32 protein-coding genes and 1 tRNA gene are annotated in these 26,036 nt (G+C 58.3%); 14 read left to right on the top strand and 19 right to left on the bottom strand.

What is annotated here, in order from left to right:
- Window positions 1-6: 6 nt before the first annotated feature.
- The 5 genes from pheS to infC form a co-directional block, all read right to left on the bottom strand.
- Entirely contained in the window at window positions 7-1,089 is a 1,083-nt protein-coding gene (pheS, locus tag AGR2A_RS02650) for a phenylalanine--tRNA ligase subunit alpha (RefSeq protein WP_004439367.1), read from the bottom strand.
- Window positions 1,082-1,960 (bottom strand): lipopolysaccharide kinase InaA family protein, encoded by an 879-nt coding sequence (locus tag AGR2A_RS02645; RefSeq protein WP_037089609.1) that lies wholly within the window; start codon window positions 1,958-1,960, stop codon window positions 1,082-1,084. Before AGR2A_RS02645 ends, pheS begins: the two co-directional genes overlap by 8 nt.
- Window positions 1,961-2,122: 162 nt before the next feature.
- A complete protein-coding gene (gene rplT / locus AGR2A_RS02640) occupies window positions 2,123-2,527 on the bottom strand; it encodes a 50S ribosomal protein L20 (RefSeq protein ID WP_003493358.1) in 405 nt (134 codons plus the stop codon).
- Between the two features lie 40 nt (window positions 2,528-2,567).
- On the bottom strand, window positions 2,568-2,771 hold the full coding sequence (rpmI, locus tag AGR2A_RS02635; protein ID WP_003493355.1) for a 50S ribosomal protein L35: 204 nt from the start codon (window positions 2,769-2,771) through the stop codon (window positions 2,568-2,570).
- 184 nt (window positions 2,772-2,955) lie between these two features.
- On the bottom strand, window positions 2,956-3,492 hold the full coding sequence (infC, locus tag AGR2A_RS02630) for a translation initiation factor IF-3 (protein WP_004439353.1): 537 nt from the start codon (window positions 3,490-3,492) through the stop codon (window positions 2,956-2,958).
- Between the two features lie 187 nt (window positions 3,493-3,679).
- Here infC and AGR2A_RS02625 point away from each other — a divergent pair, with 187 nt between their 5' ends.
- Both AGR2A_RS02625 and AGR2A_RS02620 read left to right on the top strand, forming a co-directional pair.
- A complete protein-coding gene (locus AGR2A_RS02625) occupies window positions 3,680-4,468 on the top strand; it encodes an alpha/beta hydrolase (RefSeq protein ID WP_022555455.1) in 789 nt (262 codons plus the stop codon).
- Between the two features lie 118 nt (window positions 4,469-4,586).
- Window positions 4,587-5,201 (top strand): transglutaminase-like cysteine peptidase, encoded by a 615-nt coding sequence (locus AGR2A_RS02620; protein ID WP_004439350.1) that lies wholly within the window; start codon window positions 4,587-4,589, stop codon window positions 5,199-5,201.
- Window positions 5,202-5,259: 58 nt separating this feature from the next.
- On the opposite strand, the gene mbfA is transcribed toward AGR2A_RS02620, so the two are convergent.
- Entirely contained in the window at window positions 5,260-6,243 is a 984-nt protein-coding gene (gene mbfA / locus AGR2A_RS02615; protein WP_006699734.1) for an iron exporter MbfA, read from the bottom strand.
- 142 nt (window positions 6,244-6,385) lie between these two features.
- Between mbfA and AGR2A_RS02610 the strand changes: the two genes are divergently transcribed.
- Together AGR2A_RS02610 and AGR2A_RS02605 are read left to right on the top strand one after the other, a co-directional pair.
- The gene (locus AGR2A_RS02610; protein WP_107326952.1) at window positions 6,386-6,859 is read left to right on the top strand and encodes a group III truncated hemoglobin; all 474 of its coding nucleotides are present in this window, start codon (window positions 6,386-6,388) and stop codon (window positions 6,857-6,859) included.
- A 185-nt stretch (window positions 6,860-7,044) separates the two neighbouring features.
- Entirely contained in the window at window positions 7,045-8,148 is a 1,104-nt protein-coding gene (locus AGR2A_RS02605) for a TRAP transporter substrate-binding protein (RefSeq protein ID WP_004439343.1), read from the top strand.
- A gap of 7 nt (window positions 8,149-8,155) precedes the next feature.
- On the opposite strand, the gene AGR2A_RS02600 is transcribed toward AGR2A_RS02605, so the two are convergent.
- Complete coding sequence (locus AGR2A_RS02600) at window positions 8,156-9,250, bottom strand: helix-turn-helix domain-containing protein (RefSeq protein WP_072494844.1); 1,095 nt, start codon at window positions 9,248-9,250, stop codon at window positions 8,156-8,158.
- A 140-nt stretch (window positions 9,251-9,390) separates the two neighbouring features.
- On the opposite strand from AGR2A_RS02600, the gene AGR2A_RS02595 reads away from it, so the two are divergent.
- The gene (locus AGR2A_RS02595; RefSeq protein ID WP_072494843.1) at window positions 9,391-10,464 is read left to right on the top strand and encodes an alpha/beta hydrolase family protein; all 1,074 of its coding nucleotides are present in this window, start codon (window positions 9,391-9,393) and stop codon (window positions 10,462-10,464) included.
- A gap of 18 nt (window positions 10,465-10,482) precedes the next feature.
- Here the strand turns inward: AGR2A_RS02595 and AGR2A_RS02590 are convergent, their stop codons facing one another.
- From AGR2A_RS02590 to AGR2A_RS02580, 3 genes are all read right to left on the bottom strand, one after another.
- Window positions 10,483-11,001, bottom strand: coding sequence for a GNAT family N-acetyltransferase (locus AGR2A_RS02590; protein ID WP_022555450.1), 519 nt, complete (start codon window positions 10,999-11,001; stop codon window positions 10,483-10,485).
- 19 nt (window positions 11,002-11,020) lie between these two features.
- Window positions 11,021-11,602, bottom strand: a complete 582-nt coding sequence (locus AGR2A_RS02585; RefSeq protein WP_080822387.1) for a helix-turn-helix domain-containing protein — start codon at window positions 11,600-11,602, stop codon at window positions 11,021-11,023.
- A gap of 89 nt (window positions 11,603-11,691) precedes the next feature.
- Window positions 11,692-12,093: a ketosteroid isomerase-related protein gene (locus AGR2A_RS02580; RefSeq protein ID WP_072493839.1), complete on the bottom strand. Its 402-nt coding sequence runs from the start codon at window positions 12,091-12,093 to the stop codon at window positions 11,692-11,694.
- A gap of 72 nt (window positions 12,094-12,165) precedes the next feature.
- Here AGR2A_RS02580 and AGR2A_RS02575 point away from each other — a divergent pair, with 72 nt between their 5' ends.
- The 3 genes from AGR2A_RS02575 to lepA all read left to right on the top strand — a co-directional run bounded on the left by AGR2A_RS02575 (window position 12,166) and on the right by lepA (window position 15,540).
- The gene (locus AGR2A_RS02575) at window positions 12,166-12,774 is read left to right on the top strand and encodes a GNAT family N-acetyltransferase (protein WP_072493838.1); all 609 of its coding nucleotides are present in this window, start codon (window positions 12,166-12,168) and stop codon (window positions 12,772-12,774) included.
- Window positions 12,771-13,640 carry a carbon-nitrogen hydrolase family protein gene (locus AGR2A_RS02570; protein WP_035206605.1) on the top strand — a complete coding sequence of 290 codons (870 nt, stop codon included), beginning with the start codon at window positions 12,771-12,773 and terminating at the stop codon, window positions 13,638-13,640. Before AGR2A_RS02575 ends, AGR2A_RS02570 begins: the two co-directional genes overlap by 4 nt.
- Before the next feature lie 73 nt (window positions 13,641-13,713).
- Window positions 13,714-15,540: a translation elongation factor 4 gene (lepA, locus tag AGR2A_RS02565; RefSeq protein ID WP_004439328.1), complete on the top strand. Its 1,827-nt coding sequence runs from the start codon at window positions 13,714-13,716 to the stop codon at window positions 15,538-15,540.
- Window positions 15,541-15,611: 71 nt separating this feature from the next.
- Here the strand turns inward: lepA and AGR2A_RS02560 are convergent, their stop codons facing one another.
- On the bottom strand, window positions 15,612-16,019 hold the full coding sequence (locus AGR2A_RS02560; protein ID WP_004439326.1) for a DUF2000 family protein: 408 nt from the start codon (window positions 16,017-16,019) through the stop codon (window positions 15,612-15,614).
- 94 nt (window positions 16,020-16,113) lie between these two features.
- Between AGR2A_RS02560 and AGR2A_RS02555 the strand changes: the two genes are divergently transcribed.
- Window positions 16,114-16,890, top strand: coding sequence for an AraC family transcriptional regulator (locus AGR2A_RS02555; RefSeq protein WP_072494841.1), 777 nt, complete (start codon window positions 16,114-16,116; stop codon window positions 16,888-16,890).
- Here the strand turns inward: AGR2A_RS02555 and AGR2A_RS02550 are convergent, their stop codons facing one another.
- Complete coding sequence (locus AGR2A_RS02550) at window positions 16,891-17,778, bottom strand: NAD(P)/FAD-dependent oxidoreductase (protein ID WP_072493837.1); 888 nt, start codon at window positions 17,776-17,778, stop codon at window positions 16,891-16,893. It abuts the gene before it with no gap.
- 152 nt (window positions 17,779-17,930) lie between these two features.
- Here AGR2A_RS02550 and AGR2A_RS02545 point away from each other — a divergent pair, with 152 nt between their 5' ends.
- A complete protein-coding gene (locus tag AGR2A_RS02545) occupies window positions 17,931-18,389 on the top strand; it encodes an Rrf2 family transcriptional regulator (RefSeq protein ID WP_072493836.1) in 459 nt (152 codons plus the stop codon).
- 77 nt (window positions 18,390-18,466) lie between these two features.
- Here the strand turns inward: AGR2A_RS02545 and AGR2A_RS02540 are convergent, their stop codons facing one another.
- The gene (locus AGR2A_RS02540) at window positions 18,467-18,784 is read right to left on the bottom strand and encodes a hypothetical protein (RefSeq protein WP_004439319.1); all 318 of its coding nucleotides are present in this window, start codon (window positions 18,782-18,784) and stop codon (window positions 18,467-18,469) included.
- 73 nt (window positions 18,785-18,857) lie between these two features.
- Window positions 18,858-20,300 (bottom strand): PLP-dependent aminotransferase family protein, encoded by a 1,443-nt coding sequence (locus AGR2A_RS02535; protein WP_072493835.1) that lies wholly within the window; start codon window positions 20,298-20,300, stop codon window positions 18,858-18,860.
- A 104-nt stretch (window positions 20,301-20,404) separates the two neighbouring features.
- Between AGR2A_RS02535 and AGR2A_RS02530 the strand changes: the two genes are divergently transcribed.
- Window positions 20,405-21,280, top strand: a complete 876-nt coding sequence (locus tag AGR2A_RS02530) for a DMT family transporter (protein WP_072494840.1) — start codon at window positions 20,405-20,407, stop codon at window positions 21,278-21,280.
- A 13-nt stretch (window positions 21,281-21,293) separates the two neighbouring features.
- Here the strand turns inward: AGR2A_RS02530 and AGR2A_RS02525 are convergent, their stop codons facing one another.
- The 4 genes from AGR2A_RS02525 to AGR2A_RS02510 all read right to left on the bottom strand — a co-directional run bounded on the left by AGR2A_RS02525 (window position 21,294) and on the right by AGR2A_RS02510 (window position 24,120).
- Window positions 21,294-22,391 carry a glycoside hydrolase family 25 protein gene (locus AGR2A_RS02525; RefSeq protein ID WP_004439315.1) on the bottom strand — a complete coding sequence of 366 codons (1,098 nt, stop codon included), beginning with the start codon at window positions 22,389-22,391 and terminating at the stop codon, window positions 21,294-21,296.
- Between the two features lie 174 nt (window positions 22,392-22,565).
- The gene (locus AGR2A_RS02520; RefSeq protein WP_004439314.1) at window positions 22,566-22,754 is read right to left on the bottom strand and encodes a YegP family protein; all 189 of its coding nucleotides are present in this window, start codon (window positions 22,752-22,754) and stop codon (window positions 22,566-22,568) included.
- Between the two features lie 82 nt (window positions 22,755-22,836).
- Window positions 22,837-23,535, bottom strand: coding sequence for a type 1 glutamine amidotransferase (locus AGR2A_RS02515; RefSeq protein WP_045533058.1), 699 nt, complete (start codon window positions 23,533-23,535; stop codon window positions 22,837-22,839).
- A 135-nt stretch (window positions 23,536-23,670) separates the two neighbouring features.
- Window positions 23,671-24,120, bottom strand: a complete 450-nt coding sequence (locus AGR2A_RS02510) for a DoxX family protein (RefSeq protein ID WP_004439312.1) — start codon at window positions 24,118-24,120, stop codon at window positions 23,671-23,673.
- A gap of 133 nt (window positions 24,121-24,253) precedes the next feature.
- Here AGR2A_RS02510 and AGR2A_RS02505 point away from each other — a divergent pair, with 133 nt between their 5' ends.
- Entirely contained in the window at window positions 24,254-24,559 is a 306-nt protein-coding gene (locus AGR2A_RS02505) for a SelT/SelW/SelH family protein (RefSeq protein ID WP_048902768.1), read from the top strand.
- A gap of 119 nt (window positions 24,560-24,678) precedes the next feature.
- A tRNA-Leu gene (locus tag AGR2A_RS02500) sits at window positions 24,679-24,765 on the top strand.
- A gap of 221 nt (window positions 24,766-24,986) precedes the next feature.
- Here AGR2A_RS02500 and AGR2A_RS02495 read toward each other — a convergent pair.
- The gene (locus AGR2A_RS02495) at window positions 24,987-25,397 is read right to left on the bottom strand and encodes a pilus assembly protein N-terminal domain-containing protein (RefSeq protein WP_004439310.1); all 411 of its coding nucleotides are present in this window, start codon (window positions 25,395-25,397) and stop codon (window positions 24,987-24,989) included.
- 414 nt (window positions 25,398-25,811) lie between these two features.
- Here AGR2A_RS02495 and AGR2A_RS02490 point away from each other — a divergent pair, with 414 nt between their 5' ends.
- Complete coding sequence (locus tag AGR2A_RS02490; protein ID WP_006699752.1) at window positions 25,812-26,000, top strand: Flp family type IVb pilin; 189 nt, start codon at window positions 25,812-25,814, stop codon at window positions 25,998-26,000.
- The last annotated feature ends 36 nt before the right edge of the window (window positions 26,001-26,036 follow it).

The raw sequence follows: 26,036 nt of genomic DNA, 5'->3' as shown, positions 1-26,036 counted from the left end.
ACCGGATTAAACGCTCAGACCGCCGAACAGCGTCGGCATGTCGAGCGGGCGGAACCCGTAGTGGTTCATCCAGCGGACATCGGCGTTGAAGAAATCGCGCAGATCGGGCATGCCGTATTTCAGCATGGCGATGCGGTCGAGACCCATGCCCCAGGCAAAGCCCTGATATTCATCCGGATCCAGCCCGCCGGCGCGCAGCACGTTCGGGTGCACCATGCCGCAGCCGAGAATTTCCATCCAGTCCTTGCCCTCGCCGAACTTGACGATGGGGCCGGAACGGTCGCACTGGATATCCACCTCGAAGCTTGGCTCCGTGAAGGGGAAGAAGGACGGGCGGAAGCGCATGACGACGCTGTCGACCTCGAAGAAGGCCTTGCAGAACTCCTCAAGAATCCAGCGCAGATTGCCGACATGCGCCTTCTTGTCGATGACAAGACCTTCGACCTGATGGAACATCGGCGAATGGGTGGCATCGGAATCCTGGCGATAGGTCTTGCCGGGGATGACGATGCGGATCGGCGGCTTCTGGCTCTCCATGGTGCGGATCTGCACCGGTGAGGTGTGGGTGCGCAGCACCTTACGCTCGCCTTTTTCGTCCGGCTGAAAGAAGAAGGTATCGTGCATCTCGCGGGCCGGGTGGCCTTCCGGGAAGTTCAGTGCCGTGAAATTGTAATAGTCAGTCTCGATGTCAGGACCTTCGGCGATGGAGAAACCCATATCCGCGAAGATGGCAGTGATTTCGTCGACGATCTGACTGATGGGATGAATGCGGCCGCGCTCTGCCGGAGACTGGCGGACGGGCAGGCTGACGTCCACCGTTTCGGCCTTGAGACGCGCGGCGATGGCGGCGTCTTTCAGCGCGTTCTTGCGCTCGCCGATAAGGTCGGTAATTTCGGTCTTGAGCTGATTAATGGCGGCGCCGCGGGTCTGGCGCTCCTCCGGGCTCATGCTGCCAAGCGTCTTCAGAAGCTCCGAAACCGAGCCCTTCTTGCCAAGCGCGGAGACGCGCACGGCTTCGATGGCCGGTTCATCGGCAGCGGCGGCGATCTCCGACATCAATTGCGATTTCAAGGTATCAAGTTCAGTCATCTTTTCCTGCCTTGCCGGATTTTTTAACAGCGGCGTCGGTGTTCACAGCATTCATCAGATAGTCGGTCGCCATGATAAAGCGTCGCAGATCACTACCCATCCGCACGCGCCCGATCAACCGGGCAAGCGGTAAAAAACGCCCGAGAATGCGGGTCAAGCGGGTTAATTCTTCCAGTGCGCGGGGTGGAGCATTTTCGAGCCACCGCGAAAAGGCGGCGTCGCGGGTTTTGGGGGCATCATTGGCGCGCGTGGCAACCTGCAGAAACAGCAGCCAGATATCACGAGCCTGCGCCGTTTCCAGCGGCATGACATCCTGAGGGCGCTCCTCGAAATCCATGAAACCGATACGGCCATCCTTCAAGAAGAAGTCTCGTACATGCGGGCGGCCGTGGCAGAGGCCTGCGGCATGCAGCTCGCCAAGTGCTTCTGCGGATTTAACAAGCAGGGCGTCATGCTCGATTGGATCGGAGGCCTTCAGGGCATCCATGCGCTCCATGAGCGTCGGGCCTACATCTCCCAGCACCACGGCCGTGCGGGATGAGTAGATCAGCGGCGGAACCGGGAAGCCGCGCTGCTGGAACTGCTGCAAGGTTTCCAGTTCTCGCTGCATGAGGCCCGCGCCATCAAGCGGCTCGGAAGGGCGAAGAAAAGCGTAGGGCAGCAGTTTTGACAGCAGCTTCTGAATTTTCATCCACCACGTCACACGCTCCGTGCCCTGCCGTTTGATCCACACCGTCAGCTGCGAGAGTTCAACCTTCTGAATGCGACGGTCACTTTTCAGGAGGACACGCATCACGATTGCGATGTCATCGTCGTCGAGATGAACGCGAAAACCTTCCGCTTCCACAACCTCACTTTTATTGACCTGCATTTCGTCCACCAAAGGTTTCGCTTCAAACGGCGTGAATACTCCAACTCTTCTAAATTTCTAAATTAAAAAACGCCGATAGAAATGTATGGCAGCTGAAAAGAAAAAACCCGCGCCGGTTGCCCGACGCGGGTTCAAATGAACAACAGATTGTCCGCGCCGTAATTACTTTACAGCGGTTTCAAACTCGTTGGCCGTACCAGCATCCTTGAGGTACTCAAGCGCCTTCTTCGCTGCTTCGACGAGCGCGCCGAATGCTGCCGGCTCATGGATAGCCATGTCGGACAGAACCTTGCGGTCCACTTCGATGCCAGCCTTGTTCAGGCCGTCGATGAAGCGGCCATAGGTGAGGCCGAATTCGCGGACAGCAGCGTTGATACGCTGGATCCAAAGAGCGCGGAAGTTACGCTTGTTGACCTTGCGGTCGCGGTAAGCGTACTGCTTGGAACGATCCACGGCAGCCTTTGCTGCGCGGATGGTGTTCTTGCGGCGGCCGTAGAAACCCTTGGCTGCCTTGAGTGTCTTGGTGTGCTTGGCGCGGGAAGTTACGCCACGTTTTACGCGTGCCATGTCATGATCTCCTTAAAGTGTCCAAAAATGCGGAAAAGTCTCAGAGACCGTTCGGCAGGTAGTTCTTGACGACCTTCTTGCCGTCAGCTTCGGCGAGAACCATGGTTCCACGCGCGTCGCGAATGAACTTGTTGGTACGCTTGATCATGCCGTGGCGCTTACCGGCGGCGGCTGCAACAACCTTGCCGGTTGCAGTGATCTTGAACCGCTTCTTTGCAGCGGACTTCGTCTTCATCTTGGGCATTTTGCTACTCCGTTTTTGTATCGAAACAGGCAGACGAGGCCTATTTCAAGCTATTCAGGAACGGCCTCGGCATGCCCTGCCGGACCGTTCGGACGCGCGCTTATAACCGCAGTCGGTTAAAAGCGCAACGGGGAAAGCGAACTTCCCCGTGCGGCTCATTACGCCAGTTCTGTGGCGGTATAAATTATTTCGGCGCGAGAACCATCATCATCTGACGGCCTTCAAGCTTCGGCTCGGCCTCCACCTTGGCAATCGCCTGAGTGTCTTCCTTCACCTGAAGAAGAAGCTTCATGCCCAGTTCCTGGTGGGCCATTTCACGGCCACGGAACTTCAGCGTCACCTTCACCTTGTCGCCATCTTCAAAGAAACGGCCCATCGCCTTCATCTTCACGTCATAATCATGCGTGTCGATGTTAGGGCGCATCTTGATTTCTTTGACTTCGACGATCTTCTGTTTCTTGCGCGCTTCAGCGGCCTTTTTCTGGGTCGCGTATTTCAGTTTGCCGAGATCGAGGATCTTGCACACCGGCGGTTCAGCGTTCGGCGAAATCTCAACGAGATCGAGACCGGCCTCCTCCGCCAGTTTCAATGCCTGATCCGTCGGCATGCTACCGAGGTTCTGGCCCTCTTCATCAATAAGCTGAACTCTGGGAACCCGAATTTCCCGGTTGGAGCGCGGCCCCTCCTTGACGGGGGCATCGGCTTTGAAAGGTCTGCGAATGGTCGTATTCTCCTGATCTGTTTCTGGATCACGTCGGCAAAAAACAGCTTGTTTGGTACAAGCGGCGGAAATGTCGTTATTGCCGTGGCGAAGTCAATAGCATATCTGCCCGAAAAGATCACCTGTTGTCACGGTTTTTGCAAATACGCCGCCGTTGTTGCACTAAAATCAGGAGAATTGCATATACATGAGCGAACAAGCCGCCGAATTCCTGCGCGTAGGTCCCGATAACGACAGCCGCGAGATTGCCATTCTCCATCGTCCGGCGATTTCCGGCAAAAGCGCACCCATGCTGGTGTGGCTCGGCGGCTATCGTTCAGACATGACCGGAACAAAGGCGGTCGAACTGGATCGCTTTGCAGCGGAAAACGGCCTTGCCTGCCTTCGGTTCGACTATTCCGGCCACGGCGCGTCCGGCGGAGATTTCAAAAAAGGCACGATCTCCCGATGGCTGGAAGAGGCACTCGCCGTAGTGCGTGCAAAGGCGCCGTCGAGCGTCATTCTCGTCGGCTCTTCGATGGGCGGATGGATCGCCTTGCGCATGGTTGAGGAACTACGCAAGACAGGTGGCGCCCCATCCGTCGCAGGCCTGATCCTCATCGCGCCTGCGCCTGATTTCACGGCGGAACTGATAGAGCCCAGCCTGACGGAGGCAGAAAAGACATCGCTGCTGGAGAGGGGATATTTCGAGGAGCACTCGGAATACAGTCCCGAGCCCAACATCTTCACCCGCGCGCTCATGGAAGACGGCCGGCAGAACCGCGTGTTGCAGGGCATCATCACCACCGGTTGCCCCGTTCACATCCTGCAGGGCATGCGCGATCCCGACGTGCCCTATCAACACGCGCTGAAACTTCTGGAACACCTGCCAGCCGACGACGTGGTTCTGACGTTGATCCGCGACGGCGACCACCGGCTCTCCCGGCCACAGGACATTGAAAGGATGCTCACGGCGGTTAGAGCCCTTGCAACATAGGCATTTCCGCAACGCTCTTAACCATATTCAACGAGTCTTGCGCGCCATTGATTGCTAAAGATTGACTCCTGCCCCCCAACCCTCTTAACTTTTCATTAAGAATTAAGGGACGGGTTTCATGATGAACGCACCGCTGGCGCGTGCGCTGCTGTCTGCAGTTGCCGCCGGGCTAATGACTGCTGCCTCCGCCATGGCGGAAACCAAGGGAAGCCCTTCCATGGTGACGGGCGGGATCACCTCCCAGCCGATCGGCCATTACGAGTTCTGTCAGAAATATGCCGATGAGTGCAACATTCGCAGCAAGGCGACGCCGCCGCCACGCGTCACCGACTATGGCTGGGGCGTCATTCGCGAGGTCAACACCTCGGTCAACACGACCATCGTGGCGATGACCGACCAGGAAATCTATGGCAAGGACGAGGTCTGGGAATACCCGACAACCGCCGGCGATTGCGAAGATTTCGTACTGCTGAAGCGCAAGAAGCTGATCGAGCGCGGATTTTCCGTGGCCGACCTGCTGATAACAGTCGTTCGCAAGCCTGATGGTGAAGGTCATGCGGTGCTTACCCTTCGCACCACGGATGGCGACTATATTCTCGATAATCTCACCGACGACGTGAAGCTCTGGACCGACACAAACTACACCTATCTGAAGCGGCAGGCGTCCTTTAATACGGGCCGCTGGGTTTCCATCGAGGATGGTCGGGACGTTCTGGTCGGCGCGTTGCGCTGATCTGCATGAAATCGATTATATCGAAAAGCCCGCGGCACGCGCCGCGGGCTTTTGCCTTTTAGCCATTGCCGATGATAATGCCGGCCGCCAGCACCAATGAGCCACCGAGGACCACCTGAAAGACGGCGCGCAGGAATGGCGTTTCCATGAAGCGGTTCTGAATGAAGGCGATAGCCCAGAGTTCCACGAAAACAACGATCGCGGCAATAGCCGTAGCTGTCCAGAAATGCGGGATGAGATAGGGCAGCGCGTGGCCGAGGCCGCCAATGGCCGTCATGATGCCCGATGCCAGGCCGCGCTTCAGTGGCGAGCCCCGACCGGAAAGCTTGCCGTCATCATGAGCGGCTTCCGTAAACCCCATGGAGATGCCCGCGCCGACGGAGGCGGAAAGACCGATGAGGAAGGTCTGCCAGGTATCCTGTGTGGCAAAGGCCGCTGCAAAGATTGGCGCCAGCGTCGACACGGAACCGTCCATAAGCCCGGCGAGACCCGGCTGCACATAGGTCAGGAGGAACTGACGCTTGGCGGTCTCCTCTTCTTCCGTTCTGCCGTTTTCATCGAGATGTTTTTCCTCGAGCATATGCGCGATATCCTCGTGGCCGCGCTCTGCCTCCGCCAGATCACCGAGCAACTTGCGCGTCGAGGCATCCGTGGTGCGCTTGACGGCTTCGTCATAAAAACGGATTGCCTGCGCTTCCATCAATTCCGCCTGGGCGCGAATTTTTTCCAGTGAGAGATTCTTCACCAGCCAGTCCGGTGTGCGTTCGTAGAAACCACGCACATGTTCCCGGCGTATCAACGGTATGGTTTCTCCGAAGCGGCGGCGATGCATGTCGATCAACACGTTTCGATGCTGCTGCTCGACCTCGGCCATGTCGTCAAAAACCTTCGCCGATTGAGGATATTGCGCGCGCAGATGATCAGCATAGGAGCGGTAGATGCGAGAGTCATCTTCTTCCGACGAGATGGCGAGCGCCAGGATTTCCTGTTCGCTGAGGGAGGAAAAGGGACGTTTGGAAAGCGAGAAAAGACTGTGGAACATGGCTGAAACCTTTTTTTAGAATAATTCTAAATACATCCGCATCACCCCGCGATCAAGCCATCTTAGAATAATTCTAACCAGTCAAAGCGCCGCATTGCCGATGGCAGCGCAGCGGCGTAAATTCGCCGGGAAAGGATCGATGATGCAGAACCCAACCGCGGCAAGAGCCGCTCACAGCGCAGAAATTCAGGACAGGGCAGAAAAAGCGATGGCGGCTATCGGTGTCGATGCCCGTTTTATCGATCTGCTGGTGGAAACATTTTACGGTCGCGTGCTGAAGCACCCCGCGCTCGGGCCCGTTTTCGATGCGCGGCTTGCAGGCCGCTGGCCGGAACATATGGCCAGGATGAAGCAGTTCTGGGCGGCCGTCGCGTTCAAGAATGGCGGTTATGGCGGCAAGCCGGTCCAAGCCCATCTTGGCGTAGAAGGCATGACCGCCGAGCTTTTCCCCCAATGGCTTGCGCTGTTTTCCGCCACACTCGATGACATTGCACCAGGCAGAGAGGCGCACGACTGGTTTATGGAAACCGCTGAACGCATCGCCAGAAGCCTGACGCTCTCGCTCTTTTACAATCCGGCGCTCGATGATCCCGCGTTGACGCGATCGTCGTCTTAACCGCAAGGCGCGGGGCCTGGGTACGGCACCTGATTGCAGAGTTGGAACGATGACGAAGCGCCGCGCAGGAGCGCGCAGGTTTAGAACATTCCCTCTTGATGGCCGTAAGGATAAATGTTTAGTAGCCGGCGGGAGGCGTACCGTGCGGTTCGCCTGTAATATGAAGTATAGCAGGGCTTATCGACATGGATCGCAGATCATTTATCCGCAAGGCTGGCGCCGTGGGCGCCGGTGTTACCGCAACGGCGCTGGCCGCTCCGGCCATCGCACAAGAAAATCCCAAGATTACCTGGCGCATGACGTCGTCCTTCACCAAGGGCCTCGACATTCTGTTCGGCGCGGGCCAGATCGTCGCCGATCACGTCAAGGAAGCTTCCGGCGGCAATTTCGTCATTCAGCATTTCGCGGGCGGAGAGATCGTGCCGGCCCTGCAGGCTGCGGACGCGGTGACGGCCGGAACCGTCGAAATGGCGCATACATGCGCCTATTATTACGTTGGCAAGGACCCGACCTTCGCGCTCGGGACCTCGGTTCCCTTCGGCCTCAATGCGCGCCAGACGAATGCCTGGTTCAACCAGGCCGGCGGCAACGAGCTGCTCAATGAGTTCCTTGCCCAGCACAATATCTACTCGATCCTGCTCGGCAACACCGGTGCCCAGATGGGCGGCTGGTTCCGCAAGGAAATCAACACCATCGACGACCTCAAGGGTCTGAAGATGCGTATTGCCGGCCTCACCGGCCAGGTGATGCAGAAGGTTGGCGTGACGCCGCAGCAGATCGCCGGCGGCGATGTCTACGCCGCGCTCGAAAAGGGCACGATCGACGCCACCGAGTTCGTCGGCCCCTATGATGACCAGAAGCTCGGCTTCTACAAGGTCGCGAAATATTACTATTACCCCGCATGGTGGGAAGGCGGCCCGGCCGTTCATGCCTTCGTCAACCTGCAGAAGTTCAACGAACTGCCGGAAAACTACAAACGCATCCTGAAAGACGCCTGCGCCGCGGGCAGCGCCAGCATGCTGGAACGCTACGATGCACGCAATCCGAAGGCGCTGAAGGAATTGGTAGCGCAGGGCGCGATCCTGCGCCCCTTCAGCCAGGAAATCCTCGATGTCTGCCACAAAGCGGCGCAGGAAACCTACGCGGAGATTTCGGCCAAGAACGAGAGCTTCAAGAAAATCTACGAGAGCCAGCAGGCCTTCAAGAAGGATGCCTATCTCTGGGCACAGATCGCCGAATACACCTATGACACCTACATGATGATCCAGCAGCGTAACGGCACGCTCTGATCGACAATCATTTCCCGACGATCTTCAGACGGTCATCCGGCATCTGCCGGGTGGCCGTTTTGTTAGACGAGACCAGTTTCCACACCTGCCGTTCCCGCCAGTCGACCGGGCTCATGCCGGTGACGCGGCGAAATTCCCGGTTGAAGTTGGACTTGGTTTGAAAGCCGGAAGAAAACATGATCGATGTCACCGATTGATTCGTCTCCTCCAGCAACCGGCAGGCTTCGCGGATGCGCAGCTGGTTGACATATTGCGATACGTTGACGCCAAGCGAACGATTGATCGCACCCGAAATCTGCCGGCTCGGCAGGCCGAGGCGTCTTGCTAGGCGCGACAGGTTGAGATTTTCGTCGCGGTAGAGCGCCTGCGACGTCATCAGGCGATCGAGGCCCGCAACAATCTCGCGGTCCTGTTGTGTTGGTTCTGAAGGAGGCGGCACCTCTGCCGGCGGCTCCGCGGCCGCTTGCGACGCCTTGCTTTTCCCGGCCATGGCCGCCATCAGCCCGATCAGCAACAGGCCGAAAAGATTGGCGTTGCTGACGAGCGCCGCGACGTTCTCGCCATGTGCCCATTCGAAATCGAGAAACACCAGAAGATCGAACATCGCGGAAACGCACAGCGCCGCAGCAGCGATGATGAGCGCCTTGTGTGCCGAAGCGACGCTCGCAAATTGCGCCTCGTCCAGCCCATCCGGCCCTTTTCTTCCGAGTAATAGCAGAGCGGTGGCATGGCCAACGAAGAGGGCAATCAGGCCAAGATCGATAGCGACCGGGAATGTGAATTCCAGAAGAATGATCAGCAGAGGGGACAGGGCGAGGCTTGCCAGCATGGCCCTTCTGCTTTCCGGCCCCACTTTCATCAGGCCGCGAAAGGCAATGTACACCAGTGGTGGCAAGCAGGCGGCCAAAACCGGCAGCACGTATCGCACCAGGCTCACACCATATCCCCAGCGCAGGCCGACGAGCACAGACTGCACGGCGCAAAGGGCGATAAGCGCCAAAAATACGCGGCTTGTCCGCACATCGTCTCCGCTTCGAAAGAAGACGATGAACATGACCACCAACAACAGCGCCACGACGAAAGGCAGGGGAATGAAAAGCACGATAACCATCCCGGAGCGAAACCTTGTCGCACTTCATGGACCAGATCGCGTTTCGGTACGACCTTTAACGCGATCAAGGACGCAAAAAATACGTGGCGGCGCAGATTGAGCACCGTTCTTCCCAAACACACGAGGTTTTCATGCGCCCTGTCACCACCATAGCGACCATGTTATTTTCCGCTTTCGTCACTCAACCGGTTTTTGCGGCGGACGCCGTCGGCATCAGCGAAACTACCGTTCATTCGCCAGCTCGCGGCAAAGACCTTGCTCTCACCGTCTGGTATCCATCTGACGGAAAGGGCACACAGGCGCCTTCCGGCGAGGACCGAATTTTTCTGGGCACGCCCGTGTTCAAGGATGGTGCGGTGAAAACTGGCCGTTTGCCGCTCGTGCTTCTGTCCCACGGCTCGGGTTCAAGAGTGTCCGGCATGGCATGGATCGCCGCGAAGCTTGCGAGCGAGGGTTTCATCGTCGCCGGCACCAACCATCCCGGCACCACCAGCGGCGATTCCACGCCCGCCGATACGCCGAAAATCTGGGAGCGAACAGACGATCTCTCAACGATCATTACGGTCATGACGGCAGAAGGCAAGTGGTCGAATGCGATCGACACGAAGAGGATCGGCGTTCTCGGCTTCTCGCTGGGCGGCAGCGCGGCGATGGAGATTGCGGGTGCGCGCGCCGATCTCGATGCCTATGCCCGCTATTGCGAGGACTATTCTTCGATGATGGATTGCCAGTGGTTCGCCGGCGGCCGGGGTTACCTCAATGGCGAGCCGGTCAGCGTTCCGAAGCTGGATATCAAAACCCTCGACAAGGCCCGTTTTGAGCAGCAGAACCGCGATCCCCGCATCCGCTCCGCCGTGCTGGTTGATCCCGGCCTGGCGCTGGCTTTCAAACCGGAGAGCCTGAAAGCGATCGATATTCCGCTGACCTTCATCAATCTCGGCAGCAAAGGTAAAATTCCGCCGGCCGTGCTTGCGGATAAACTCGCAGACGACGTGCCCGGCGCGACCTACCTGCGGGTGGACGACGCCAACCATTTCAGCTTCCTGCCCCTCTGCAAACCGGATGCCGATGCATTTCTCAAATCCATCGGCGAGCGTGATCCGATCTGCGAACCGGCCGGACCACGAGACCGCGCGGATATTCACGCACAATTGGAGACGATGATCCTTACAGCTTTCAACCGCACGCTGAAGCCGGGCCAGTGAGGCTGCAGTCTCAAAGGCCTAGCCGATCCGCTTATAGAACAGGGTCGTGCTGCAAAAGCGTCCATCCGGAAACAGGGCGTAATCCGGAATGACGCCGACCCGTTCCCAGCCGAGACGGGGATAAATCGCCTCTGCATCGCTGCCAGTTGCCGTATCCAGAACCAGAAGGGTACGGCCACGTTTTGCCGCTTCCTCCTCCACCCTTTGCATGAGCTTGCGGGCGACGCCAAGGCCTCGGGCGGATGGGTGCACGAGAAGTTTCATCAGATCGCCGCGATGTGGCTGGTTGGGTTTGGAGGCGAGCCCCACCTGCACGGTGCCGACTACCTTGCCATCCACTTCCGCTACCACATGAATAGTCGCACCCTGACCTGCCGCTTCAGCCACGGATCGCCAGAAGGGTTCGGCATCCTGCGGGGAAAAGGGCAACATGAAGCCGACGGAGGCGCCGCCGTTCACGCAGGCGGCGAGGACTTCGCAGAGTTCTGGCAGGGCATCGATGGTCTCTTGCCCGTTCAACATGCGGATGATGGTCATAAAAACTCCTGTGGGGAAATCAGCGCTGTCTTTGATCCAGCACAACGGCATAACGGGCAGGTTTTTCGGAAGGATTGTGGAAGACGTGCCCTTCTCCGACCGGCATGAAAAGGCAATCGCCCGGCTCCAGCCGGTGAACGTTTCCGCCGCTCGTCATTTCCAGCACGCCTTCGAAAAGCCAGACATATTGCGTCATGCCCCGGCTTGCCGCATGCGGCGGAAAACCGACGCGCGCGCCGGCTGGAAATTCGACTTCGACAATATCGACATTCGATCCCACACGCGGCGGGGAAATGGCGCGGCGGACATAGCCTGTCTCGGGATCTTTCCAGAGCTGCTGGTCGCGCTTTCTCACCAGCGGAGAAACGGTCTCTTCATTTTCGGCGAAGAAACCGGAGAGCGACAGGCCAAATGCCGCGCAGATGCGGGCGAGCAGCGACGCGGTGGGGCTCGCCTCTCCCCTTTCAATACGGGAAATCATGGCGCGGCTGACGCCCGATTCGGATGCAAGCCTGTCCAGCGTCAGGCCGCTTTCAGCCCGCAACGTTTTGATACGCTCGCCGATCGAGCGTTCGAGAATGTGATCTTCGTTTTCCATCATATGAGAATTTCACTCTCACATGATGGAGTCAATATCCTTCATAGTGGAAATTGTCATTTTTCCGCCGGGTGCTTATCGGCAAATAGGCGTCAGGCGCCGACCTGGGCAATCCAGTCATTCAGATTATAGTAGTTCGTTACTCGACTAACCTTTCCATCTTTCAGGTCAAAAAAGGCGCCGGCCGGCAGCACATATGTCTGACCGTTCGCCTCGGGCAACCCTTCGTCAGTCTTGAGATATTCGCCATTGACAATGAATTCGGCGGACGCGCGCTTTCCATCCTCGCTCGCCATGATCACCATATCGGTAAGGTTTTCCTTATAGCAGCGGTTCATATGATCCATGAAGGACGCAAAGGCGGCCTTGCCGGTCTGGCGCTCGCCCTGATTAATGTCATGCACCACCTCATCGTGAAGCAGCGCCAGGAAGGCATCCATATCCTGACTGTTGAAGGCATCGTAATAGGCGCGGATGGTCTCGGCAGCGGTCATCGTCTTCTCCGTTCATGCTTGCGCGGGTGTTCCACGCCGGTATAACCAGTGCAACCGAGAGTGAAAATGCCCATGACCGTCGAAATCAAGTCTCTTTCCGGCATTGACGCCACACGTTATTTCGATGACCTCGCGCGCCTGCGGATCGGGGTGTTTCGCGCCTTTCCGTATCTCTATGACGGCTCGCTGGAGTATGAGCGCAAATATCTTGCGACCTATGCCGATACGGACGGGGCGATCTTCGTGCTGGCGCTCGATGACGGCAGAGTGGTCGGCATGTCCACCGGCATGCCGATGGCCGCCGAAACCGACGAGGTGAAAACGCCATTCGTGGAAGCGGGCTACGATCCGAACCGGATATTCTACTTCGGTGAAAGCGTGCTGCTTCCCGGCTATCGCGGCCACGGCGTCGGCGTGCGCTTCTTCGAGGAGCGGGAGGCACATGCAAAGCGGCTCGGCTTCAACCAGTGCACCTTCTGCGCTGTCGAGCGGCCTGCCGACCATCCCCGCCGGCCGACGGATTACGTGCCGCTCAATACCTTCTGGGAAAAGCGCGGTTATCGCCACCACCCCGAGCTGCATACAAGCTTCACCTGGCAGGACCTCGACGAAAGCACCGAGAGCCCCAAACCCCTGTCATTCTGGATGAAGACCATCCTTGCCGGAGATGGAGACACATGACACGCCTCGCCGCCAGCCAATATGCCATCGAGCTGATCGAGACATGGGAGGCCTATACCGCCCATCTGTCCGCCGTTGTCCGCGAGGCCAAGAGCGAGGGCGCAGAACTCCTGCTGCTGCCGGAATATTCGGCTATGACGCTGACCGGTCAGTTGCCACCCGACATCCGTTCTGATCTGCACCGTTCCATCGAAGAGATACAGCCGATGATCCCCTCCTGGGTAGAGCTATGCGAGGAGCTGGCGCGGCAACATCAAATTCTGTTCCAGCCCGGCAGCGCGCCTGTGAAGGACCCGGACGGCAAATTCCGCAATCGCGCGTGGCTTTTCGGTCCGGATGGCCTGATCGGTTATCAGGACAAGCAGATCATGACCCGCTTCGAACGGGAGCAATGGAACATCCATGCCGGCGTCGAGGGCCTTAAAGCGTTTAATACGCAGATCGGCAGGCTGGGCATTCTCATCTGTTACGACAACGAGTTCCCGATGCTTGGCCGCAGGCTGGCGGAACTCGGCGTCGAACTGGTCCTCGCGCCCAGTTGCACCGATACCCTCGCGGGTGCCTATCGGGTCCGCATCGGCGCGCAGGCGCGGGCGCTGGAAAACCAGTATGCCGTCCTGTCATCGCCCACCGCCGGGGAAGCGCCATGGTCCCCGGCCGTCGATGAAAATCGTGGTCGCGCTGCCCTTTACGTGCCGTCGGACTACGGCATGCCAGCATCCGGCATCGTCGCGGAAAGCGAAAGTGATGCGGTGACGCAAAGCAGCCTTTTGATCGCCGATATCGATCTTGCCGCAGTGGCAAGGCTGCGCACCGAAGGACAGGTGGCCACCCGCCGTGACTGGCCGGAGCAATTTGCGATCTGAAAAGCCGATTTTAAAAGGCTTTTAACCAAATTCCCGCTTTGCGGCATGACAAGCCCCTGCTATAGCGCGGAACATGAGCACAAATTCGACCCGCACGCCCCTGGACCATATCCGCAACTTTTCGATCGTTGCCCACATCGATCACGGCAAATCGACGCTGGCCGACCGGTTGATCCAGTCGACAGGCGGCCTCGCCGAACGCGACATGTCGGAACAGGTCCTCGATTCGATGGATATCGAGCGCGAGCGCGGCATCACGATCAAGGCTCAGACCGTGCGCCTGCATTACAAGGCGAATAACGGCGAGACCTATGTGCTTAATCTTATCGACACGCCCGGCCACGTCGACTTTGCCTATGAAGTCTCCCGCTCGCTTTCGGCTTGCGAAGGTTCGCTGCTGGTGGTCGACGCTTCGCAGGGCGTGGAAGCCCAGACGCTCGCCAATGTCTATCAGGCAATCGACAATAATCATGAGCTGGTCACGGTGCTCAACAAGATCGACCTGCCTGCGGCCGAACCCGACCGCATCAAGGAACAGATCGAGGAAGTCATTGGCATCGACGCTTCCGATGCGGTGATGATTTCCGCCAAGACAGGTCTTGGCATTCCCGATGTTCTGGAAGCCATCGTCCACCGCCTGCCGCCGCCGAAGAGCGATGTCGGCGAAAACGGGCCGCTGAAAGCGTTGCTTGTTGACAGCTGGTACGACACCTATCTCGGCGTCATGGTTCTCGTGCGCGTCATTGACGGCGTGCTGAGCAAGGGCCAGCAGATCCGCATGATGGGTTCGGGCGCGAAATACGGCATCGAGCGCGTCGGTGTCCTGACCCCGAAGATGGTCAATGTCGATAGTCTCGGCCCCGGCGAGATCGGCTTCATCACCGCCTCTATCAAGGAGGTGGCCGATACACGCGTTGGCGATACCATCACCGACGACAAGCGCCCGACGGCGCAGGCCCTGCCCGGCTTCAAGCCCGCGCAGCCCGTGGTGTTCTGCGGCCTCTTCCCGGTCGATGCGGCCGACTTCGAAGATTTGCGCGCGGCGGTGGGCAAGCTTCGCCTTAACGACGCCTCCTTCTCCTTCGAAATGGAATCGTCTGCCGCTCTCGGCTTCGGTTTCCGCTGCGGCTTCCTGGGCCTGCTCCATCTCGAAATCATTCAGGAACGCCTCGAGCGCGAATTCAATCTCGATCTCGTCGCGACAGCGCCTTCGGTCGTTTATGAAATGACGCTGACGGACGGCACGGAAAAGGAACTTCACAACCCGGCCGACATGCCCGACGTGGTGAAGATCAAGGAAATCCGCGAGCCCTGGATCAAGGCCACGATCATGACGCCGGATGAATATCTCGGCGGCATCCTGAAACTCTGTCAGGACCGGCGTGGCCTGCAGACCGAGCTGACCTATGTCGGCAACCGCGCGATGATCACCTACGAATTGCCGCTCAACGAAGTAGTGTTCGATTTCTACGACCGCCTGAAGTCCATCTCCAAGGGCTATGCCTCGTTCGATTACAACATCATCGATTATCGCGAAGGCGATCTCGTCAAGATGTCGATCCTCGTCAATGGCGATCCCGTCGATGCGCTTTCCATGCTGGTCCACCGCTCGGCGGCCGACCGGCGCGGGCGCGGCATGTGCGAAAAGCTGAAGGAACTCATTCCGCCGCACATGTTCCAGATCCCGATCCAGGCCGCCATCGGCGGCAAGGTCATCGCCCGCGAAACCGTGCGCGCGTTGCGCAAGGACGTGACGGCGAAGTGCTACGGCGGCGACGCCACACGCAAGCGCAAACTTCTGGACAAGCAGAAGGAAGGCAAAAAGCGCATGCGCCAGTTCGGCAAGGTGGAAATTCCGCAGGAAGCCTTTATCGCCGCTCTGAAGATGAACGACGAATAAGCGGCGAAGTACCGCGATTGCTTTTGAAAGGGAGGCTTGCGGCCTCCCTTTTCCTTTCAAAAACACCGTTCTCAGGCGTGCAGCTTCGCGCCTTTTGTAATCTTGTCGACGATTTTCTTATCGGCTCTAAGCGCCATTCCGACAACCTTTGCGGTTTCCGGAGAAAATTCCGAGAAGACCTGACGGTTCGCCGCGTCGTGTCCGGTGGAGAACATTTCCTCGATATAAAGCGATGTCGTGACATCACGCTCAAGAGAACGCTGATGGATTTTGCGCAACGCCTCCTGATCCGCGGCCATCACGACAATCGGCTGGACAGACAGAGGATTGTAGACGTTCCCCGCCCCGTCGCGGTATGGTTCCCCGATGATCTCTCCGGTCTGGGCTACGATCCCGGACATGAGAAATGCGGTGACGTTCAATTTTTGCCAAACGGCAAGGTCGTCACGAAGGACGACGGCGATCTTGGTATCAAACATGCGAACTCAATCTGGCTGTGGTTACGAACGAGAAGCAACCCTACAGCCTCTGCATGCCACCGATCTTGAACGTTCGTGCAAATTCGAGGGCATCGTGCAGGCCCCCGCGAGCGACGGTTTCGAGCGCATAGAAGCGCGCTTTCACGGTAATGCTTACGCGCCGCACCGGCATGATACCTATGCGCTGGGCGTTACGCTCTCAGGCGTTCAGACCTTTTCCTATCGTGGCGCCTCGCATTTCAGCATGCCCGGAAATGTGATCGTGCTGCATCCCGACGAAGTTCACGATGGCGGCGCCGGCACGGATGAGGGCCTGCGCTACCGCATGCTTTACCTTCCGCCTGAAAAGATGATGCAGGCAGGACATAAGTCGCTGCCTTTTTCCAAACATCCCGTTATCGAGGACGAGGCCTTTCGCCTATGCCTGATCGAAGTGCTTGCCAACCTCGAAAGCGAGCCGGACAATCTACTTGTGACAGACTGGCAGGCGCGACTTGCGGATCTGGTCTGCAAACATTCGAATGAAAGAACTGGGAATATCAAGCGAGTTGACAGGGCCGCCGTCTTGCGGTGCAGGAATTACCTGCTGGAGAACAGCGCCGCAACCGTGGGATCGGAAGAGCTGGAAGAGATAAGCGGGCTCGACCGCTTTACGCTTTTTCGGCATTTCCGTTTCCTGCTCGGAACGAGCCCGCACCGTTATCTCATCATGCGGCGGTTGGAAAAATGCAAGGAGATGATGCGGGCCGGTGGCAGCCTTGCGGAAACAGCCTTCGCCTGCGGGTTCGCGGATCAGGCACATTTCACGCGGCATTTCAAAAATGCCTTCGGCATGCCACCGGGGCGCTGGCTCAACCTCGTTTCACACTGATCATTGCGGAAACAGGATCGACCGATGCGCTGCCGCACCTGCCATTGCGCCGTCGCCAACCGAAAGGGCCACAGAGCCGGCAGCCCTTGCCACATCGCCGCAGGCAAATATGCCGCCAATGGTCGTCTGTTTCATCGGATCGGTGACGATGGTCGATCCCATCGGTCCCTCCTCGATTGCGCAGCCAAGTTTTTTTACCCAGTCTGAGGCGATACGCAATTTCGGCTGGGTGAAAAGGCCCGCCAGTGCAACATTACGCCCATCCACCAGAGCGATATCCGCATGTCCGGCGATTTCCCGGATATGCGTTTTTTCCACATGGACCCCGCGAGCAGACAGAAGCGCATCCTGATCAGCATCCAGCTCGAAGACGCCATTGGTAAAGAAGGTCGTCTCCCCCCAGTCCGGGAGCATCAGTGCATGATGTATGGCCAGAGGTGAAGCCGCGATAACGCCGATCTTTCCGTGATCCAGTTCGTAGCCATGGCAATATGGGCAGTGGAAAACAGAGGACCCCCAGCGGTCCTTCAGCCCGACTATATCCGGAAGTTCGTCGGTGACGCCCATGGCGAGAATGAGACGGGCGCCGCTTTCACGGCGGCCGCCATCGATTTCGACCTCAAAGTCACCAAAAGTCCCTTCCGCATCCGTTACCCTCCCCCGCGCCCACTCGATCGTCGGGTAGCGCTCGATCTGGCTGCGTGCCTCGCTCACGATCTCGCCGGGCGCCTTGCCGTCCTGCCCAAGAAAACCATGGGAGTGGCTGGCAAAGCGATTTCGTCTTTCGCCTGCGTCCACCACCAGAACCCGCTTCCTTGCGCGGCCCAGCTGCAGGGCGGCGGATAACCCGGCGTAACTGCCGCCTATTATGATCACGTCGAATTTCATGATGCACCCATGGTTTGAGACCGACCGTAACCGCGGCCCATATCATGCTACTTATATTGTTACATGAAAGGTCGAGTCAATGGTCATGCAACTTATATTGTTACGTCAGCCGGAGGGTGGTAAGCGTGAATGCAAACAGGTGGGCTTCAACAATGAGACACGACACGCGACTTTCCCGGGTGCTGCATATTCTGATCCATATGGAAAAACATGAGGGCGCGGCGACTTCGGAGAGTATCGCAGCCATGTTGCAGACCAATCCGGTGGTGGTGCGCAGGACGATGGCGGGCCTGCGCGAGCAGGGATATGTTTCTTCGGAAAAAGGACATGGCGGAGGATGGGTTCTGGCGCGCCCACTCAATGAGATTACATTACTCGATATCTACAGAGCGCTTGGCGCACCCGACCTGTTCTCTATCGGGCTGGCAGGTGACAATCCGGATTGTGTTATTGAACAGGCAGTCAATGCTGCACTTTTCGAGGCCATGACCGAGGCGGAGAGCATTTTGTTATCCCGCTTCGGAAATATTACGCTTTCGGCGCTGGCGGCAGAATCGATCACCCGCTGGTCAAAAGTCTCCAATCATCCTTCCGCCATGGACCAGCTCTGAGCGAGCAAACCAGCGATTGCTCAATCGAAAAAACCGCCTGCTCGGAAGCAGGCGGCTTCATCATGTCCAGTCAGCCATTAAGGCTGGGTCTGGGTTCCACCCGTGTTCGGACTTGCCGGGGCGGCGTTATTTGCCGGCGGCGTTGCCGGGGTAGTCGGTGCCATCGGTGCCGGCGCCTGGTCCGTCGCAGCGGGTGGCGTAGTGGACGACGTCGTGGCCGGATCGGTGGTCGGGCCGCTCATCTGCGACCAGGCGAAGACGCCCACCAATACGACGACGATGATTGCCAGCCATGGCACCCAGGACGACGAGGTGCGGGCACGCGGTTCGTTGTTGATATTCAGTTCCGGACGAAGATCGCGGTCCGGACGCGGGTTGTTGGGATCGAATGTCATGGTGTTTCCTCCTCTTCATTCTGCCGAGAAAACGACGTTCCCGCGATTTTGTTCCGATCAGTCGCCCCTGCGGTCAGGACGAAGGTGAAACGGGCGGCTGACGAAGAGCGTCTGCAAGCACGGTCATGACGTGTGGACCACCCATTTGCGACACGTTGAAACGCATGAAACCGGACGCGCTCTGCGAGGAACTGAACACATTCCCCGGCGCCAGCACCAACTGCTGCGCGAGCGCGCGGCGCGCCACATCGGCAGCATCCGCGCCTTCCGGCAGGCGGCACCATAAAAACATGCCCGCCTGCGGTTCGATCCACGGCACGCATCCAAGTGAGATGAGGCGCGCCGCCGCCTCCGGCATCGCCGCCGCAAGCCGCAGACGAAGCGCCTCGACATGTTTGCGATAACTGCCATCCGTTAGAAGCGACAGGACCAGCGCGGCTGAGAAATGCGCTCCGCCAAAAGCGGTGGCGATCTTGAGGTCGGTCAACGCTTCCACCCACGCCAGGGGCGCTGCTATAAAACCGCAGCGCACGGAAGCCGACAGTGTTTTTGAAAAACTACCGATCTGGACAACGCGGTTCAGGCCGTCGAAGGCCGCCAGACGCGGGGCGGCCTGAGTTTCGAAATCGGCGAAAATATCATCCTCAATGATGGTCAGTCCCGACTGTTCGGCCAACATCAACAAACGGTGGGCATGAACGGCGGAGAGCCGCGCGCCAGTGGGATTATGGATCGCGGAATTGGTGATATAGAGCCGTGGCCGGTGCTCTTTCAGCGCCTGCTCGAAAATCGGCAGGTCCGGCCCTGTAGGTGTATAGGGCACGCCAATGGCCCTGACGCGGTGCGCGCGCAAAAGGGCGTGGAAATTGAAATAACATGGATCATCGACGATTACCGTATCTCCAGGCTGCAGCAAAAAGCGGCACAGGAGATCGATTGCCTGGGTACCTGAATCGGTCAGCATGATCTGGCTGGCCCCGGCCTGAACCCCGTGATCGGCCAGCCTGCGCGACAGGAGCTGCCGCAGCGGCAGAAGCCCCATGGGGCTCGCATAATCCGTCAGCAGGGCGGCATCCGCGCGCGCAAGCCCCCTGATCGCCCGCCGCATTGCCTCTTCCGGCATCCAGGACGCGGGAAGCCAGCCGCAACCGGGCTTGGCGAGGACGGACCCTTCGTCCAGCGCCTGACGGGATACCCATAGCGGGTCCACCGCCCTGTCCAGCCGGGGCTCGATATCGGCGAGAGACAGGGGCGCAAGCGGACCGGCTACAAAAAATCCGGAGCCCGGCCGCGAGCTTATCGTGCCATCGGCCACCAGCCGGTCATAGGCTTCGACAACGGTGGAGGTGGAAACCTGCATGGCTTTCGCCAGCCCGCGCACCGAAGGCAGGCGCGCGCCTGGAACGAGGCTGCGCGAAGCAATGCGCTGGCGAATGCTCGCCATGACCTTTTCTATGCGCGTACCGGGTTCGATCTGCGCGAAGGTTGAAAGCCGCCCGTCCACAACTCTCTCCATCCGTACTGGAACATCAACCATAACAGTTTCTTTAAATTGTACATGACTGTCGCTGTTGCCGCCAGCAGTTCCGGAGGAAGAAGGACAAAATGCAGGAGATGACGGTGGACAAGGCGACAAGCGGCTGGCTGAACGGTCTGACGGGCGTGGTGATATTTAGCGGCTCGCTGCCCGCCACGCGCGTTGCGGTGACGGGTTTCGATCCCGTGTTCCTCACTGTGGCCCGCGCCAGCATTGCGGGTCTATTGGCGGTGGTGCTGCTGCTTGTCTTCAGGCAAAAGCGCCCGGCGCGCCATGATCTGACATCGCTCTTCATCGTCTCGCTTGGGGTTGTCGTGGGCTTTCCGCTGTTGACGGCGCTTGCCCTCCGACACGTTACCTCGGCGCATTCCATTGTTTTTGTCGGGCTGTTGCCGCTGGCCACCGCAATCTTTGCGGTTCTGCGCGGAGGCGAGCGCCCGCGCCCGGCCTTCTGGCTCTTTTCCTGCGCGGGCAGCGCCCTGGTGGCGGGCTTTTCGATGTGGAATTCATTTTCGACCGGGCTTGAGGCCTCGCTTACCGGTGATCTCCTGATGCTCAGCGCAATCATCGTCTGCGGACTTGGTTATGCAGAGGGTGCCGCCCTTTCCCGCAGGCTGGGGGGCTGGCAGGTCATTTCCTGGGCGCTGGTTCTCTCCCTGCCGGTGATGCTGCCGCTCGCGTTTTTCACAGGGCCGCAAACGCTCGCCGGCATCGATCCCCAGGCTTGGGGCGGCCTTGCCTATGTTTCCCTGTTCAGCATGCTGATCGGCTTCATCTTCTGGTATCGCGGCCTGGCGCAGGGCGGCATTGCGGCAGTCGGACAATTGCAGCTGCTGCAGCCGTTCTTCGGCCTCGCGCTTGCCGCAACCCTGCTGCACGAAGAGGTAAGCCCTGCCATGATTGCCGTTACGCTGGTTGTGGTGCTGTGCGTCGCGGGCGCCAGAAAATTCGCGCGCTGACACGGGCGATCCTTCAGCTGGAACGGCGATCTACCCAGCGGTGCCACGCATCTTCGCTGCCGTTGAAGACATTGAGATCGATGCGGCCATCGACGCCATGTGACAGGCCCGAGCCGGAATATTGCCAGAACAGCCATTTGCGACCGGGATAGACCACCGATGGGTGCTGGGCGACGGCGCGCAGCCAGAAAGGATAGTCCAGGAACTCGCCGGTCAGGTTATCCTTGTAAAAATCCGGCGCGGTATAAATGATTGGCCGCTGCCCGTAATGGCGCTCGAGCTTGTTCATGAAGACGCGCATCTTTTCCAGAACGCGCTCACGGGAATGGCGCATCTTGCAGCTCGACTCGCCGTTATATTCCACATCGATCACCGGTGGCAGCGCGTCGGGATCGCGTGGCACGTTGCGAATGAACCAGTCTGCCTGTTCGCTGGCCGAACGGCACCAGTAGAAGAAGTGATAGGCGCCACGGCGAATGCCCGCGGCCTTTGCACCCTGCCAGTTGGTGCGGAACATCGGATCAAGGTGATCGCCGCCATCCGTGGCCTTGATGAAGGCGAAATTGGCCCCGCGGGTGCGCAGCAACGGCCAATCGATATTGGCCTGCCAGCGCGACACATCCACGCCGTGCACCTGGAAATGCCGCGGCTGAACCCGGCCGAAATTGATCGGTTTCGCATCGCTGAAGCTGGAACGGAAAATGCGGGAGCGGATCTGCGCACCGGCGCTCGCCGCCGGAGCCGCCGCCATGGCCAATTGGACCGGACGCTCCATCGGCCGTTCGGCCGGCCGTATCATCCCGGCCTGCGGCGGGACCGGCAAACGGATTTCAGGCGCATCCTGCGGCAGCGACGCCCTCGGCGTGACGGCGGAAAAAGCCTTGGGCTCTTCCGGCACCGGCCCACCCCAGGCCAGTACTTCCTGCCGCGGTTGAGCGGTTATCGGCTGCGAGCCGACGCTTGCCTGCGGCACCGGCGCTGATGGCGTGACAGAACTCGTGGTTTCCTTTGACGGCAAGCCGGCAACCAGGCTTTCCGGACCGGAACTGGACGTGCAGCCGCCAAGCAGAAGGCAACCGAAAAGAAGTGCTGGCACAGCCGAAGAACGCATGAGAACCCGTACGCAAAACAAATCGGGGGCGCACTGGCGCCACCCGGAGACCTCGAAATACAAATGCTAACGGAAGATTATCAAAAAAGACTGAATCTTATCTTTACGCCGACACCCACCAATGCGCCCTTCATTTCTGGCAGGTAAATTGCATTCCGGTTCTCATTGGACGACTCAGGCCGTCATGGTGCTGAGATCAACGGTATCGGCGCCGGGGGAATTTCTCTTGATCGACTCGATCGCGTGAATGGCCGAGGCCTTGGCCTTATAGCCTTCAGAGACAAACATCGTCTCGCCGTTCGAAGCCTTGAAGCGAAAGCGAAACTCTCCGGCTTTGTCTTGATAGATCTCGAATTTGTACATGGGCTTTGCGGCTCCTTCGCGCTGAAAAATGAACTCCACGCAATTCTGGTCTGGCACCATGATATTCGCAACAGAAAATCCGTCAGATGAGCCGCACCCAGGCACGGGCAATCTCCAGACCCGCTGCATCCGCCATCCCTGCACGCAGGTCGCGATGATCGGGATATTGTGCCAGCCAGCCGGGCGCCATTTTTTCGATGGAAGCGGGAAAGGCCTCGCACCACCCGTCGACGACTGCTGCGGAGGCCTCGAAATGGAACTGTGTGCCATAGACCGCCCGTCCGAGGCGAAAGGCCTGATTCCGCGTCGCGGCATTGGTCGCAAGCCGGGTGGCGCCGGGTGGTAGTGTAAATGTATCGCAGTGCCATTGGAAAATCGGAAAAGCTCTATCCAGCCCGGCCAAAAGCGGATCGGAAATGCCCTCTTCCGTGAGGGACACCTTTTGCCAGCCGAATTCCGGTGGACCGGAGAGAATATTATCGCCACCATAAGCGCGGGCCAGCAGCTGGCTGCCGAGGCAAACACCCATGACTGCCCTGCCCGCATCGCCAAAGGTTTTCATCAAACGCGCAAGCTCTGGAAGATAGGGATAGAGGGCATCGTCGAGTGCGTTCTGCTCCCCGCCCAGAACGATAAGGGCATCATGACCGCCCGCATCTTTCGGAAGCGGTTCCCCCGCATAGGCGCGAATGACGTGTACCGCCGCATTCGCCTCCGCCAATGCCACGCCGAGTTGTCCATACGGCGTGCCCGCCATGTTTTCGATAATTGCGACGCGCATGCGACCTCTTGATGATAACAGATGATTCAGCCGGCAGGTTTCGCCGATTGAATCCAAGCTTCATCATGATGAAAAGGGATTTTCAAGAGGTACGGCAGCAGTGGCGTGGCACAGCATGGGCCCTGCCACTGGATATTAGAATTCCCGCGAGAGCTTCGCGTCGACCGAATGCCGGTTGCCGCCCCGAATCGCGAAGAACAGGAAAATCGCCGCCCAGAGAATCGATTTTTCCGCACCGCCCAGACCTTCCGCCTTCACCACACCATGGAACCAGACCGTTACCAGAAGGACGATCATGGCGGCGAAGGATGCCGGCCGCGTGAAAAGGCCGATGGCGATGAAAATACCGCCGAAAAATTCCGTTGCCGCCAGCAGCGGCGACCAGAAGACGCCCGGGTAAAAACCGAGGCTCTCCACCATGCCGACCGCCCCGAAGGGATTGAGAATCTTGCCGAACCCATGGGTAACCAGCAGAAGTCCCGCCGTGACACGCAAAATGGTCTCCACCACATCGTGTGTCCCGTTATAAAGCGGTGCAACGGCGGGAACGAACAGACGCTGACGATTATTGTCGAACTGGGCCATAGGATCTCTCTGTTTGAGCATTCGATTGACTTATCTGTTCGCAAAGCCCCGTGATAAGAACAAGCATGTGCCGGGTAAAACATGATCGTTAAAGTTAACATTATCGTGACTCGGCCGCGAAGGAGACGTGATGATGACCGACACCAAACCGCGCATAACGATACGCTACTGCACCCAGTGCAACTGGTTGCTGCGGGCTGGATGGATGGCGCAGGAGATCCTGCAAACCTTCGCCTCGGATATCGGCGAAGTGAGCCTTGTCCCCTCGACCGGCGGCGTGTTCGAGATCGGGGTGGACGGTACCATTATATGGGAACGTAAACGTGACGGCGGTTTTCCCGGCCCAAAAGAGCTCAAACAGAGAATCCGCGACATCATCGACCCGGACCGAGACCTCGGTCATGTCGACAGGACGAAGCACGAAGGCCTCGACACCTGACCCGGCGACGGGTTTCAACAGCATCAGACAAGTTTTTTCCCTTTAAAATCAATGACCGTCATAAAAGTTCAAAAAGCCTGTTGACACCGGGCGGCTGCCCTCGTACATCGCTCTCCGTCGCCCAGATGGCGGAATTGGTAGACGCGCCAGCTTCAGGTGCTGGTACTCGCAAGGGTGTGGAGGTTCGAGTCCTCTTCTGGGCACCATTCCATTTTGATCTTAGCCAGATCAAATACTTAGACGAAAAAACAGCAACATTTGGCCCTCCTGCAGAACGCAGGGGTACATGTTGCGGTTTTTCGTTTTGCTGACGCCCAGCGCCAATCTTACCCTTAGGAAAAGATGCAGATGACGAGCCAAGGCTCACGCCTTCACGTCATCGAATACGGCGGCTCGATCGTTCGGATTTGAGGCGGACCAAGCCTTGTTACGGCTGGGCGTCTTTGTCGCCACTGTTTTGCGAATGCTGCTCACAATTGGGCGTACAGGAAAGAACGGTTCGCTCCGTCTGGCGGAAAACACGGACCGTATTGCCTTCATCAATGGAGACGAGAATCCGCTCATCGACGATTGGATTCCCTTCGGCGTCGAGAAGTACGAGATTTGTCGTGCCGAAACTGCGGCCGGTCAGAACGATCGTGGTGGCGTCGGCAACCGTGGCATCGGCAACTTTCGAGTTGCCGACGATAACCTTGCTGACAGGACGGTCGAGACGGAGGACGCGGGCGTGATTCATCGAGACGCGCAATATGTCTTCCTGGGCAAAACCGGGCTGGAACGCCCCTCCCAGAATGACCGACAAGCCGACCACAATTTTCGTCAGTTTTCCGGATGACACGCTTTTTGCCCTTGCTCACTAACCAGCAGTTTACCGCGTCAAAGAATGCGTGGTTTTAGTGAATGAAGCGTTAAGTGACGAAAATGCACGATTAAAGCGATAACCATGCGCATCTCAAGTCATTCCCCACTGCCGCAAACCCGCACCAAAAATGAACATATATGTCTCATCTATAGCGCGCTCTTCTCAAAACAGGAAACAGCTTGCAGCGGAATATATTCGTTTTCCAGCAAATATAAAAATACAGGCAATACTTTTTATATTTGTTTACCAAGAGAAACTCAACAGGACGTTTACTTTGGATTAATCCTTTTTTTTAAGTGCTTGGAAATTGCTCGGCGGTAGTTTGAACGCAACCGAACAACGGAGAACAGTTGTCGGCGTGCTGAACCAAACAAGAGTTAGGAGATACTCATGACCAAGATTTTCGCTCGTTTCCTCAAGGACGAATCCGGCGCCACGGCAATTGAATACGGCCTGATCGCCGCGCTTATTTCCGTTGCAATCATCGGCGGCGCTTCGGCCGTTGGTACGAAGCTCAACGCTTTCTTCCAGGCTCTCTCCGAGAGAATCGATGCCAACAAGCCTGCTACGACGAACTAAGCGCCACTGAATCAGAAGTGGACACGCCGCCCTTGA

It is taken from the genome of Agrobacterium genomosp. 2 str. CFBP 5494 (genome assembly GCF_900013495.1).
In the GTDB taxonomy this organism is placed as follows: domain Bacteria; phylum Pseudomonadota; class Alphaproteobacteria; order Rhizobiales; family Rhizobiaceae; genus Agrobacterium; species Agrobacterium pusense.
Note: the sequence above shows the minus strand (reverse complement) of the source record. Positions and strands in the feature narration are given on the sequence as shown.